This window comes from Mesorhizobium sp. WSM4808, from assembly GCF_055811675.1.
On the sequence record NZ_JBVVQX010000023.1, the window covers coordinates 36,073 to 47,610 of the forward strand.

Consider the following 11,538-nt stretch of genomic DNA (forward strand, 5'->3'; position numbering starts at 1 on the left):
TATTGTTCCTCATAGTTTGACCTGCGGAGTCAGCCTGTGTCGCAGGCTTTTCCCAGTCGGCGCTGCAATCAGGCTCTCGGCACCAGGAGAGAATAGCGCGGTACGGGCACTGCCGCTGTGTCCAAGCTGGCAAACGCATTTCTGCAGAAATGACCGAACCTGCTGCCTGTCGCGGGTTCGGCGACGGATGGACCTCTGTTTCGCCTCGGCTCGTATTCCGATGCCCGCGCTGCCATGTAGGGCTAAGCTGTATCTCGCCGGAGCGGCTTCGCATTTTACCGTTCGCTTGCGAAATCAACCCCTACCTGATGCGCGTCCAGGGACGAGGCATGTTCACCTGCGGAGATCTTATCTCACGAAGGGATCGCAATGGAACGTCAGGGCATTTCGGAGGTTGGTAAGGAAGTTTCGCAGCTAAGGAAACGAGCCATGACTTCTTCAGACAATTCTTCAACTGGCATATCACCACGCCCCGAAAAATCGGGCGGCAGGACCTCGTCTAAGCCGGCGACACCGTCACCGGCCGCAGAGAAAGTCTCCGGAGCAGGCCCTGCGATGGCCGAGCATTCGAAAGACGCCAAGGCGCCCAGAGGCGGTCGTCAGCCTGGGGCTTATGTCAAGGATTAGACGGCCGAGCTGGGTTGAGTTTCGGCTGCCCGCTGCAGTCGAAGGAGGTTCTTATGCAGATGATGGGAATTGTCGTCAGCCGAGACCAGGCTCCGATCGTGGAATTCCGCGGAGAGGGAGGCGAGTGTATTACAGTCACCCTGCAGGCCGGGCATACTCTTCCCGACGACCAACTCATTGCAAAGGCCAAGGCTATGATGATTCAGGTCGCTCAGTTCGGGATGGACCAGACCAACAGTGCAGCGATGTCCGACCGGTTGTCAGCCGATGAGGTGATTCGATCCGGAATGTCGGGATAGAATAGCGGGAAGGCGAACAACCACCGCCGGGGCAGCCTTGCGCAACCGAGCGGGCAATAGTTCCATGCAGACCGATCGAAGAGCATGCGGATCGACGAGCGCTCGGTGGGCGTGAACTCATCCGGCGGCCTTGCTCCCGGTACGGAGCCAGCACCGCGCAGACGAATTTTCGGGATTATCGGCCAAGCCCACCATGAGCATATCCCCTTGCTGATTGGGAAAGTGACGGCATTGCGGAACTTCGGATCGCCGCCGCGCTTAATCCGGCGAAGGAGTGATCCGATGAACGCGACCAAAGAGTTTTTTGAAACCTGGCTGCAGGAGAATGTCGGCACTCTTGCTGGCAAAGAGGAAGTGAGCTTCGCCGTGCTGGTCCAGCAATTCGAGCAGGATGCCGAAGCGGCCGGTTATGGTCGCGAGGTGCGTGAGGACGAGCTCGGAAACATTGAAGATGCGATCGAGCAAGCGCTAAAGAACGCCCGGACTGGCGTGCATGGTGACGCCGATGGCGAACCCACCGACGTGGCAGCCCTCATGGATGCGCTGGAGGTCGAAGATGCCAAAAGCGGGCCGTAGGCCTTACCAGATTAGCTCTATTCGTTTGTCGAAGTTGCCGGGGTAGCCCTAGGGAGCAGTTTCGCAAGGACATGGCCGCCTTGGCAGAGCCAGCTTTCTGGGTGACGATAGGTTTGCTTCTGGTCCCGTATGCGCTTGGAACGGTGCTGCTCGTTTGGACCTGCGGCTGTCTGTAAGTTTGCTACTGACACACCCGTAGCGGTTCAACGGCCCTAACGCCCGAATTCCCTACAATACCGAGCTGATGCGCTTGCGGGGGCCCTGTGCTGCAGCAAAGTCTGAACGATCTCGTCGCGAGAAAAGTTCTCGTCGACACCAGGCTCCTTTGCTCCTGGTAACAATATCGCGCTGACAGCTTTTTGCGAGAGGGGGGGAAGGCCGCCGTTCATGTTCAGGCGACCACGCTATCTGCGCTCTCATAGTTCCAGCTACGGCCCTCCAACACAATGCTCCGATCACGCGCCTGAGCATCCGCGCGTGCCCCTACATCGAAAATAGCCCTGCAGCTTGCGAGTTGCCTTGGAACACTTGTGTCATATCGAAGTTCGGCCTCGTAGGAGAACAAAGATGGCCATCACACAAGCTGCCAACGACAACCACCAGCCGGGCGAGAAACCGGAACATGCAACCGAATTCTCACTCAAAGCGGCAATAGACCAGTTCAGGGCGGGACGCAGGTGCAAAATGGCACTATGGGCGACAAGAATCGGGGCGAGGCACTGAGATGCCGCGGATCAATGATGACGGTCGCAACGAGAATACCACATCAGCTGCAGCAATCATTATCGACAAGGAACGTGCTGAGCGCGCCGCCAAGACGGCGCGGTTGAAGGAGGCTCGCCTCGCACAAGCCATCACGCCCGGTCCCAGCCAACGCAAGCCGCGTGTCACCAAAAAGGTTCGCAGGATTTTTGTTGCTGGCTAGGAGGTGTCCGTGACTCGCAATCACGACTAGGAAAGATACGACCGCGCCAAACGTATCAGCCAAGAGATGCTGGACGCTGAACGAGCCGAACGCGCTGAGAAGACGGCGCGGCTGAGACAAGCAAGGCTTGCACAGCATCCGGTGAAGTCACCGCCGGCGCAGCCGCAAATGCATCGCGAACCCATCCCGGCTCTCAAAAAGAGAAGCCGTAAGGTGAGTGAATTCTTTTAGGCTCTCTCGCTCGCCTACAGCACCATGCAGGAACACCGTCGGGACTTAACAGGCCTGGCGGCAGGGGCTTTCACGACTTGCCCAGCTCGATCCGTGCACATGCTCCCTTTGTTGTACATCCCCCTGCAGTTGGTGAATCCGGCGCCCTGTTCGAACTTGCATAGGTTAATGACCTCTTCCCTGAAACGAGTCATGCATGGGCTTGCCGCCCAGCATCTGCGGCCTTGAATTAAGTCGAGTCAAAGGGGCGTACATGACCTACGACACCGCCGGTGATCAACCTATCTATCCTGAAGGGTTGAGATTGCTGGAATCGGTCCTCAAGAAGCTTTGCAAGGAAGCGGAGATTCAACTGATCTCTTACAACGCCGAGCAGATTGCGGCCGAGCTTATAAAATTATTCCAGAGTGGCATGAAAGACGAAACGGTTCTGCTTGTCATCATGCGGGCGCGGCTGCGAAAGAGGCCGGTCTTGGCGGTCGGCTAGTCCTTCTTACCGTCAGTCCACGATCCACGGCGCGGCGTTCAACGGCGACTTGCGAGCGTCTTCAGCGTACGATGCCGCACGATCTCGCGGAGACTTCTGCATCTCCGCCACCTCGCCATCGTCAGAGCTGCGAGCGTAGCGTGCTGGCAAAGTAGCACGAGTGGGAGATGGGAGGCAGCAACGCTGCCTGAGGTTTGATGGTCACGCGCACACCCGCTGCATCCTTTTCGACACCGCCTCGTTGAGGTCAAACCTGCCAGAAATGTTTGATCCGCTGGCACAATGACTGGAGCGGCTAATGCCGAAATTTCGCTTCGAGTTTATCGAGGGCATGTCGCAGCCTGCAATCTTTGCCGATATGGCTGATCGAGATGAGGCTGTCAGAGAGGCGAAGCGCACCGCCAAGGAGGCCATGCTCGACGGAATTGTCGAGGGCGTGGACCCGACCAGTTGGGTGACGAAGGTTTATGATGAGGCAGGCTATCTCGTCGCTACTCTCGGATTCCAGGATCTGGTCTCCGCGCCCAAGGATACGGAAGAGCTCAAGGAAACAGAGGAGCCTGGCGTCCTGCGATCGGGTTGAAGCCTGGTTTCTACGCTGTTGCCATCGAGCAGATGTCCCGAAGACCGCCCTTTGAACATTGCACGAACCAAATCGTTCGCCGGTGATGCGTCGCACCATGCACGACAGCCACGTCAGCCGACCGACCGCCGAGACCGAAGATGTCCTGATCGTCGGAGGCGGGCCGGCGGGATTGACCGCCGCTCAATATCTCGCCCGTTTTCGCCATCGCGTGCTGGTGATCGATGCCGGCGATCCTCGTGCCGCCTTGATCCCAACGAGCCATAACTGTCCTGGCTTTCCCGAAGGGATAAGTGGAGCCGATATTCTGGATCGCCTTCGACGTCACGCCACCTTGTATGGAGCCACTCTGGTTGGAGGGCAGGTCCATTCCCTCGCCGCTGCCTATCGGGGGTTCGTCGCTGAGACCTCGATCGGCGCAATCCGGACACGCAAGGTGTTTTTGGCGACAGGGATCATCGATACGACACCTGTCATTCCGCGTCTGCGCGAGGCAATTGCCGCAGGTGTCGTTCGACTCTGCCCTGTATGCGACGGGTATGAGGCGATCGACCAGAAGATTGCGGTCGTCGGGCACGACGAGAGAGCCTTTAAAGAGGCCATTTTCCTCAGTCGGTTTACATCGCTCATAACGATGCTTGGGAGCGACGCATCCGACTTTTCGCCCAGCACTCGTCGTGCGGCGAGGGCAAGAGGCATAGTCATCGGTGACGCTCTCGATACGCTCTGCCCGACAGCAGACGGTTGCGAGGCGATTTTGAAAGATGGGACGTCATCCCGCTTCGATGCCATTTATCTGGCACTGGGATGCAAGGTACGTTCTCAACTCGCCGAGGCGGTAGGCGCAAGATGTTGTGAAGAGGGCTATGTCACAGTCGACGAGCATCAGCAGACTTCCATCCAGGGCATGTACGCCATTGGTGACGTTGTCAAAGCGTTGAACCAGATAGCCGTCGCTTTTGGACAGGCTGCCATTGCCGCGTCGCATGCCCATAGAGAGCTTGAGAGCGCCGAGCGGACTGGATTTGCAGATCAGCCTTCTCAACGGACATGAAGATCACGGGGCTGATCGAGCTCTTGGCTGCCTTGATGGCGCCTGTGAACGTCTTACCCGGCCGACAAAGGAATTGCCGCAACTGGCCGAGAATGTCGATCGCGAAAGGTCCTGATACTCCCGCCGACAGTTTGCAGCCGCGGAACATTCACTGCGGTACGAGGTTTGGTTGCCGGCCTACAATCCTCCCTCATTGTCTGGGCCTTGAGGCTGCCGAAGCAGCTTCGGCCCGTCTCGGCTTGTCCGGGGCGGGCTTTCGTGGCTGTCGCAACTCGGCTTGCCAAGCCATTGTTTCTGTCCAAGATCATAACTGCCAGCCTCAACTTTAAACGTACAGCAAGCCCAGAAATTCCCGTTAAGGAAGAGGCTTTCCGGATATGGTTGAAGGAGATCACACGTAGACCGGTAAAAGGCCGTTGCTGGCTCGGGCCGGATGGGCCTTTTTGTTCAGTGTCCGAAAAACGCGCGGAACATTCTTTCTGGTCCAGCGTTAGCGCGCGCCGGACGACCCGTTCTGCGATCTCTTGCTGGCCGGCGCTGCAATCAAGCTTCAGCGCGCCTCGGCCCCTCCAGAGACGGTGACGCACGGGAGTTGAGATGCGATGCATAGAGACGCCTTCACCCCATCAGAACTTGCCCTGCTCACCCGCGTCTTCGCACGCAGCAAAATTAAAAACGAAACCGCAACCGAGAGGGAACGGCGCGCATCACGTATTCTGGCTTACTACCAGGCGGGAATCACGGATGAGGATGAGCTGGAACAGCTTTCTCGCCAACCGCTGGGAAGGTGACGACTAGTCTTCCTTCTTCAGAGCTTCAGCCTCGTCTTTGAGCTTCGGCCAATCGGCTCCATGCTTGCGAAGCAGCGTTCGGGCCTGCTCGGGGTCAATTTCCGTGACCTCGACAAGATGTTCGACCTCAAGCTCCTGGCCTTTCGCAACCCGGCTTGCTTTGTTCGCTTTTCTTTGCACGTCGACACCCACTGCTGAGACAACATGAACGAGCGCTGAGAATGCGCGTTCCAGAACTTCATACAAAAATACGCGACATCGATTAAAAATCGGTCGGATGGGACATGTATGAGACTGGCCATGACCTGCTGCTGTGCCTTACCGTTTTTTTTCCATGTGGGGGAACCCGAGCTTGTTCGCCGGTCGAAATGGCGGCGGCATCTTCGGGCGATAGTCCGATCACGCGGCGTTCCTCGCCGCTCATGCCATTCGATGTGCCGGCACTCGGCAGCATTCTGACGCAGCAAGTCAGGCACGTTATCTCATCAACTTGATCTGAAGCGAGATGCTCAGCCTCAGAATCCTGTCGCCGTTTTCGTTCCGCACTTCAACAAATACTTGCTGCCCGTCCACCTCAGTAAGCACATCTCTCGTAAGGTCGATAAGGCCCTCGAAGCCCGCGCGGCGCACCTCCTCCAGATCGGCACATTCGATGCCGATTACGTCCTCGACGACCACGTCGTGATCGCCACTATCAAAGAAAAATCGTGCCATCCGAGAGCTTCCGTCACCACTAAGCTGCGGGGTTCCTTTGGTGCAGGTAGGTCGTGTCGAAATCACCTGCACGAGTGAGGCCGGGCCAATCAAGAACATGCACTCTTGACCCCGTCGTGGCGATGAGGCCCCTGCGTCGAAGTTCCTGAAGCATTCGGTTGACGTGGACTGTAGACAAGCCCAATGCATCGCCAAGTGCTGCCTGGGTAATCGGAAGATCCGCGACGTGATCCTGGATGCGTCCAACCGAGCGCAAGCGAAAGATCAGTTCGCACAAGATGTGAGCCATGCGCGTGTATGCCTCGCGTCTTCCCACATTCGTTACCCATTCTCTGTAAATCGCTGCATCGATCAGCGTCGACCGCCAAAAAGCCGTCGCGATTCGAGGATGCTGTTCGCAAATGGTGCGAAGAGCGTCATGTCGCATGAAGCCCAGTCTGGCTGCTGTCAGGGTCGTAAAATTGCAATCCATGACCGACAGATGCAGTCCGTGCAGATCGGGAATATCCCCAGCCACAAAGAAGGATGTAATCTGCCGTTTGCCGTCGCCGGTAAGTTTGGTGGAACCGAGCAGGCCATCCAAAACCACGAACGAATTGACAGGGCGGTCACCCTCACGCACCAGGTCGTAGTTGGCCAAAAAATCCTTCTCCTGAATTTGGATGCCTTTCAAAACCTCGACATCGGCCTCTCGGAGATCCGAGATGCTCTGGAGCTTGCGAATAAGGACATCCAAGGATGAGGTGGGTGACAAATTGGCTACCTAGCTGATGTTGATTATCGAACTTGCATTCGCTTCAAAAGTTCCGGGTAGCCGTAAAGAGGCGCCGGACTGATGGGTCGGCAGTTGGGAAAGACGCGAACGCACCCAGGACCCCTGGTTGGGACCTCAGTGCCCAGCGGTAGAAGAGGCCACGTTGGGTTGCTCGCTTGGGGTGCGGCAACGCTCCCGACGTGAATAAGCCGCACCCTTAAGGGAGCCGCCTAGGCCGTGCAGCAACCTATGACATAGGCTGGGTTCGAATTTTGACGTCACATCAGGGGCTCAAGCTCCGTTGAGCCCGCCCGAATTCCGCACAAGCCGCAAGAAAGAAAGCGGCAGGCCAGAAAGGGGTGATAATCCCTTGGCCATCGCGTTTGGCATGCGATTGACGCGCACCCAAGCCGAGGCGACGCGGTATGTGATTATGCGATAGCCGAAGGGAGATATCGAATGAAAGAAGACCTATCAGGAGGCTCATTTTGACAAGCGTGAGCGACTGTCGGCGGCGAGGGCTTCGCCCAGCTCATCGCCCCTCAGCTCGGGGCCGACTGACTAAAGGCCGTACTGATTGGAACTACAAAAAGAAGCTTGTTGGGGCCGGCCCTTCTCCAAGTTGCCTGTCTCTCAAGGCCCCTGGCTCTCGGTAGCGGGCTTTTGCAATCCCCGGAAGGGCCGGGAAGTCCGCCACATTGCGTGGAACATGCCGTATCGCGGGGAACATTTTAGCAAACTGTAAATTCAACGGTCTTCTGGTAGGAGGCCAATGTGTCCCGGCGAAGCGTCGACAAAGACCGATTGGAGCGCGCAGACCGTGAGGCAAAGATTGCTAACGCGGCCGAGAGAGAGGCGCGAGATACAAAAACTGCGCGACTTCGAGAACAACGCCTTGCTGCCGAAGCCAAGGCTTCGCAATCATTCAAGAAAGGTCGATCCAAGGGCTAGGTCGCTTACCCGCTGACGCTCGCCCCGACGCGCGCAAGTGGTGCGGGCCCGTCCAAACGTGAGGTGCATGCGATTGCGAATTTTTTCTTGGAACCGTCTTTTCGCAGCGAAGTTCGGTACCGAAGGGACATTCCAATATGGAGTTGATCATGAAACAGGTTCTTTTGGCTTCAGCCATTATGGTACTGTCAACTGGCCTCGCTGTTGCGCAATCGACCACCACGACCACAGGCGGATCGTCGACCTCGACGACCCAGACAACGCCGAGCACTACGACCGATCAGGGAACGGATTCGACCACCACGAGTGGAACGAACTCTAACTCGAACTCCGCCAAGGACTGCGCTCCAGGTCAACAAACTGGCAGCGCCAAGCAGGCCGCGCCAGGTCAACAGGATACCGATGCTAACTCGGCTGCTCCTGGCCAGATGAAAAAGACCACGGAAGGCTGCTGACGTGTCTTGGAACTGTTGCCCTGTTCCAGATTGATGCAAAGGGGTCGACTCTCAGGGTGTAGCCGCTCTCGAACGCCCGTCGTGCTAGGTCGGCACGGCGGGTCGATACCAGACCAAGGTCTTGTCGTTTCGCGGCGAGTCGCACGCGAGGTGTGCCGTGTTGGTTCACCCTAGGTGGCACCTGCTTTGCACCGCCCGCGACAGCAGGGGAAACCAACACCCCAGCGAGTCCCGTTATCCCAGGGACGGCCCGCCGCTGCCGCTAATGGGACGGCGGGCTTTTTTCTTATTCCATGAAACGAAAGGTCATTCCGTAAGTTGGCTTCCCAGGGAGGAACCAATGAAAAAGGATGGCGACGGCCGTGTGAAGAAGGGCAATGAGCAATTGCTTGCCCGACGTTTGTCTGAAGAAGTCGGCATTTCGGAGCCGGATGCGCGCGGTCTGATCAAGCTTATCGGCACGGATTGGAATTCGCTGCTTCGTGAAGCCCGTTTTTTGAAAGAGCGGCATTAGAATGCTCCTGCCTGTCGTGACTAAATTATTATTCAATCGACTCTCGCCAATATGAGCGTAGTCTACTCTCATCGGCGGTAGTTTCAGGGCACCGCCGGCTGTGAGCGAAGAACATGCTTCCGCCCCAACGGAGGAAGCCATGACCGCTCCCGCTACCATCGGCGTTGCAAATCCCGAAGAACTCGCCCTCCTACAGCAGGTGTTTCAGCGGGCCTGCAAAGAGCGTGCGCTAGCAGAAGGCAGCGTCGAGGCCGAGGCACTGAGCGCCCGTCTGATGTGGCTGTTCCAGCACTCCGGAGCCTACTTCGATGAAGCTACTTTCGAAGAGATGCTGCGGGGTGAAGGCTGATGAGCCGCGCACCTTATCTGGACCGCCTGGATGATCTTATTCGCCAGCACAAGGAGCTTTCTGCCCAAGGGGAGATCCTGCGGGCGGAATGTCGACTGAGTTGCTATGTCTTGGAGGAATCGGCCGATGGCCTACGTGGAATAGTTGGCAGGGCTTGGGACGCCAGAGTAGCACGGCTTCGCCGTGATACTATTCGGTCCGGAACGTGATTACCGTTGCAACTCGGGTATAAATAGCGCCATGTTCACAACAAGTCCTCCAGTCTTAATTGTAGCATTTCCCTTGTGCCGGTAGCGTATGCGTCAGGTCATTCGGCCCACGCTTGTGTCCAGTTAAGGTCGGCACGGTCACTCAACCCGAGCTTGGTCCGCTTGATCCTGCCGACTCCCTTACGCGAACGCTTTTTGTCGCACTGAGCCAGAGCTCCGATGCATTTGAAGCACCCTTAAGCACCTCGTGTGCTTGCGAAAGCGACGTCTGCTCCTGCGATCGGGTGGAAAGATGCCGGCGCACGTCGCGGAACAGAACCGTGTGCCTGACGTTGTGCCGAGATCGAGGTCTAGGAGAAACGGCATGGTTGCGCCACGCGCGGTGTGGAAGGGCTTTCTGAGGGTCGGTTCCGTGTCATGCGGGGTGAAGATAGTTGGTGCCACAAGTGAGGCATCCAAGATCCACTTCAAGATTTTGAACCGCAAGGACGGTTTACCCGTCAAAAGCGCCTATGTCGATGAAGAGACCGGCGATGTTGTCGAAGCCGAGGATCAGATCAAAGGGTATGAGGCGGACAAGGGTGATTTCATTCACGTCGAGCCGGACGAGATAAAGAAACTGAAACTGACGTCGCAGCATACACTTGACGTCGATTCCTTCGTTCCGGTTGCCGAGATCGACACACGTTTTCTGGAGAAACCATACTATTTGATCCCGGCAGACGGTGCCTCTCTGGAGGCCTTTGCCGTCCTGCGCGATGCGATGGCCAAGAAGCGCGTTGCGGCACGCTCCTGCGTCGTACTCTATCAGCGCGGGCGCGAAGTGTTGATACAGCCCCTTGGAAAAGGGATGTTGCTGACCGAGCTACGGACCCACAATGAGATGACGTCGGAAGACACCGTCTTCGACGATGTGAAAAGCCCAAAGTATGATGCGGATCTGCTCGAAATCGCGGGGCTTCTCATCGACAAGAAGGTGACAAAGTTCGATCCTTCGAAATTCGAGGATACCTACGAGGATGCGCTGATTGCCATGATCGACGCCAAACGCAAGGGCAAAAAACCCCCGAAACCGGCGCCAAAGCCCCAGGAGAACGTGGTCGACCTGGCCTCGGTTCTTCGAAAGAGCCTCGCCAAGGAAGGCATCGGCCAAGACCGGCCAAAGGCCAAAAGCCGCAAATCAGCATAGTCAAAGATAGCGATCACCAACGCGGCGGTGCTGAAAAGAACCAGTGCAATTGCAGTGCTAGGTTAGAGGGTGTGAGCAAAGTTCATGTCGGCGCCGAAGCAATGCGCGATGAAGTGGCGCAGGGCCAACGGCCGCTGATCTTCAGGCCGTGAGCCCAGCCTCACGCCTCAAACGTTGAAGCCGTTCGCTCGACACTCGACGCCGTGCATGCTGCCCGTCGGAGGCGTGAGCGTTGACCGCGCCTTCATCTACAGTGACTGGCAAAGGTACGATCATCACCTCCGGCGCCATATCCCCCCATACAGCTTGCAGCTTGCTCGGGACTGCGACTGATTCATGCCGATCGTCGGTGCGTTGCGATGGCACTTGGTAGGAAGGGTCTGCCCGGATCACCGGCTCCAGATCGTGGGGGAAGTTCGGCGCATGGACGGGCAGTGCTTCGGCCGAATTTTCGCCCTTTTGAGTGATGGCCGGAAGCATTTCAGCGATCTCGATCAGGATATCTTTGACCAGATGTCTCATCTGTGCGCCCGCCCGCTGCGGCCCATTGCTATGGCGATCAAACTTGTTGAGGCAACCAATGTTCCCGCTTGAAGCGAATGACGGGCTTACCGGGAAAGATCGGCGGAGCGGCTCATGCGATACTCCAGGCGACGTCGCTGCGATCCTCTCGCCTGGCATGATCGATGTCGGGAAGTCGTATTTGAACGTACTGTTCCCTGCCTTCGTCGGAGGGGTGGAAGATCCGATGACGGCTGTGTGCCTCGCCCCCGACTTGCCTTGCGCAGCTTCTTCCCTGGCTGCTGTCTGCCCTCCGGTGGGTTCGATCG

Annotated in this window: 15 protein-coding genes; 11 read left to right on the plus strand and 4 right to left on the minus strand. The window is 57.3% G+C overall.

The genetic code is table 11. The features are described 5' to 3' along the window. The first annotated feature begins 680 nt into the window (after nt 1-680). The 7 genes from AC0L2U_RS30000 to AC0L2U_RS30030 all read left to right on the plus strand — a co-directional run bounded on the left by AC0L2U_RS30000 (nt 681) and on the right by AC0L2U_RS30030 (nt 5,573). Entirely contained in the window at nt 681-926 is a 246-nt protein-coding gene (locus tag AC0L2U_RS30000) for a hypothetical protein (RefSeq protein WP_473603093.1), read from the plus strand. A gap of 84 nt (nt 927-1,010) precedes the next feature. Next, nucleotides 1,011-1,502 carry a hypothetical protein gene (locus AC0L2U_RS30005; RefSeq protein WP_473603094.1) on the plus strand — a complete coding sequence of 164 codons (492 nt, stop codon included), beginning with the start codon at nt 1,011-1,013 and terminating at the stop codon, nt 1,500-1,502. A gap of 724 nt (nt 1,503-2,226) precedes the next feature. Beyond that, nucleotides 2,227-2,427, plus strand: coding sequence for a hypothetical protein (locus AC0L2U_RS30010; protein WP_127395631.1), 201 nt, complete (start codon nt 2,227-2,229; stop codon nt 2,425-2,427). 484 nt (nt 2,428-2,911) lie between these two features. Beyond that, the gene (locus AC0L2U_RS30015; RefSeq protein ID WP_127395630.1) at nt 2,912-3,145 is read left to right on the plus strand and encodes a hypothetical protein; all 234 of its coding nucleotides are present in this window, start codon (nt 2,912-2,914) and stop codon (nt 3,143-3,145) included. A 298-nt stretch (nt 3,146-3,443) separates the two neighbouring features. Further along, nucleotides 3,444-3,728: a DUF6894 family protein gene (locus tag AC0L2U_RS30020; RefSeq protein WP_127395629.1), complete on the plus strand. Its 285-nt coding sequence runs from the start codon at nt 3,444-3,446 to the stop codon at nt 3,726-3,728. Nucleotides 3,729-3,825: 97 nt separating this feature from the next. Continuing rightward, the gene (locus AC0L2U_RS30025) at nt 3,826-4,782 is read left to right on the plus strand and encodes an NAD(P)/FAD-dependent oxidoreductase (RefSeq protein ID WP_245486676.1); all 957 of its coding nucleotides are present in this window, start codon (nt 3,826-3,828) and stop codon (nt 4,780-4,782) included. Nucleotides 4,783-5,384: 602 nt separating this feature from the next. Beyond that, nucleotides 5,385-5,573: a hypothetical protein gene (locus AC0L2U_RS30030; protein WP_128289055.1), complete on the plus strand. Its 189-nt coding sequence runs from the start codon at nt 5,385-5,387 to the stop codon at nt 5,571-5,573. Nucleotides 5,574-5,576: 3 nt separating this feature from the next. Here AC0L2U_RS30030 and AC0L2U_RS30035 read toward each other — a convergent pair whose 3' ends face one another. The 3 genes from AC0L2U_RS30035 to AC0L2U_RS30045 all read right to left on the minus strand — a co-directional run bounded on the left by AC0L2U_RS30035 (nt 5,577) and on the right by AC0L2U_RS30045 (nt 7,041). Continuing rightward, nucleotides 5,577-5,819, minus strand: a complete 243-nt coding sequence (locus AC0L2U_RS30035; RefSeq protein ID WP_164895691.1) for a hypothetical protein — start codon at nt 5,817-5,819, stop codon at nt 5,577-5,579. A 231-nt stretch (nt 5,820-6,050) separates the two neighbouring features. Beyond that, entirely contained in the window at nt 6,051-6,287 is a 237-nt protein-coding gene (locus AC0L2U_RS30040; RefSeq protein WP_127395628.1) for a DUF6894 family protein, read from the minus strand. Nucleotides 6,288-6,306: 19 nt separating this feature from the next. After that, nucleotides 6,307-7,041 (minus strand): Crp/Fnr family transcriptional regulator, encoded by a 735-nt coding sequence (locus tag AC0L2U_RS30045; RefSeq protein ID WP_127807734.1) that lies wholly within the window; start codon nt 7,039-7,041, stop codon nt 6,307-6,309. Between the two features lie 1,100 nt (nt 7,042-8,141). Here AC0L2U_RS30045 and AC0L2U_RS30050 point away from each other — a divergent pair. The 4 genes from AC0L2U_RS30050 to ku all read left to right on the plus strand — a co-directional run bounded on the left by AC0L2U_RS30050 (nt 8,142) and on the right by ku (nt 10,708). Then, nucleotides 8,142-8,447 (plus strand): hypothetical protein, encoded by a 306-nt coding sequence (locus AC0L2U_RS30050; RefSeq protein WP_128289054.1) that lies wholly within the window; start codon nt 8,142-8,144, stop codon nt 8,445-8,447. 340 nt (nt 8,448-8,787) lie between these two features. Continuing rightward, the gene (locus tag AC0L2U_RS30055) at nt 8,788-8,961 is read left to right on the plus strand and encodes a hypothetical protein (protein WP_127266475.1); all 174 of its coding nucleotides are present in this window, start codon (nt 8,788-8,790) and stop codon (nt 8,959-8,961) included. Between the two features lie 139 nt (nt 8,962-9,100). Then, nucleotides 9,101-9,310 carry a hypothetical protein gene (locus tag AC0L2U_RS30060; RefSeq protein WP_127266476.1) on the plus strand — a complete coding sequence of 70 codons (210 nt, stop codon included), beginning with the start codon at nt 9,101-9,103 and terminating at the stop codon, nt 9,308-9,310. A 573-nt stretch (nt 9,311-9,883) separates the two neighbouring features. Continuing rightward, nucleotides 9,884-10,708 (plus strand): non-homologous end joining protein Ku, encoded by an 825-nt coding sequence (ku, locus tag AC0L2U_RS30065; RefSeq protein ID WP_292633607.1) that lies wholly within the window; start codon nt 9,884-9,886, stop codon nt 10,706-10,708. Between the two features lie 141 nt (nt 10,709-10,849). On the opposite strand, the gene AC0L2U_RS30070 is transcribed toward ku, so the two are convergent. Further along, nucleotides 10,850-11,230, minus strand: coding sequence for a hypothetical protein (locus tag AC0L2U_RS30070; protein ID WP_189526285.1), 381 nt, complete (start codon nt 11,228-11,230; stop codon nt 10,850-10,852). Nucleotides 11,231-11,538: the final 308 nt, after the last annotated feature.

Bases quoted from the DNA above. Each gene is read 5' to 3' on its own strand.
- AC0L2U_RS30000 (WP_473603093.1), top strand. From the start codon at position 681: ATGCAGATGATGGGAATTGTCGTCAGCCGAGACCAGGCTCCGATCGTG.
- AC0L2U_RS30005 (WP_473603094.1), top strand. From the start codon at position 1,011: ATGCGGATCGACGAGCGCTCGGTGGGCGTGAACTCATCCGGCGGCCTT.
- AC0L2U_RS30010 (WP_127395631.1), top strand. From the start codon at position 2,227: ATGCCGCGGATCAATGATGACGGTCGCAACGAGAATACCACATCAGCT.
- AC0L2U_RS30015 (WP_127395630.1), top strand. From the start codon at position 2,912: ATGACCTACGACACCGCCGGTGATCAACCTATCTATCCTGAAGGGTTG.
- AC0L2U_RS30020 (WP_127395629.1), top strand. From the start codon at position 3,444: ATGCCGAAATTTCGCTTCGAGTTTATCGAGGGCATGTCGCAGCCTGCA.
- AC0L2U_RS30025 (WP_245486676.1), top strand. From the start codon at position 3,826: ATGCACGACAGCCACGTCAGCCGACCGACCGCCGAGACCGAAGATGTC.
- AC0L2U_RS30030 (WP_128289055.1), top strand. From the start codon at position 5,385: ATGCATAGAGACGCCTTCACCCCATCAGAACTTGCCCTGCTCACCCGC.
- AC0L2U_RS30040 (WP_127395628.1), bottom strand. From the start codon at position 6,287: ATGGCACGATTTTTCTTTGATAGTGGCGATCACGACGTGGTCGTCGAG.
- AC0L2U_RS30050 (WP_128289054.1), top strand. From the start codon at position 8,142: ATGAAACAGGTTCTTTTGGCTTCAGCCATTATGGTACTGTCAACTGGC.
- AC0L2U_RS30055 (WP_127266475.1), top strand. From the start codon at position 8,788: ATGAAAAAGGATGGCGACGGCCGTGTGAAGAAGGGCAATGAGCAATTG.
- AC0L2U_RS30060 (WP_127266476.1), top strand. From the start codon at position 9,101: ATGACCGCTCCCGCTACCATCGGCGTTGCAAATCCCGAAGAACTCGCC.
- ku (WP_292633607.1), top strand. From the start codon at position 9,884: ATGGTTGCGCCACGCGCGGTGTGGAAGGGCTTTCTGAGGGTCGGTTCC.
- AC0L2U_RS30070 (WP_189526285.1), bottom strand. From the start codon at position 11,230: ATGAGACATCTGGTCAAAGATATCCTGATCGAGATCGCTGAAATGCTT.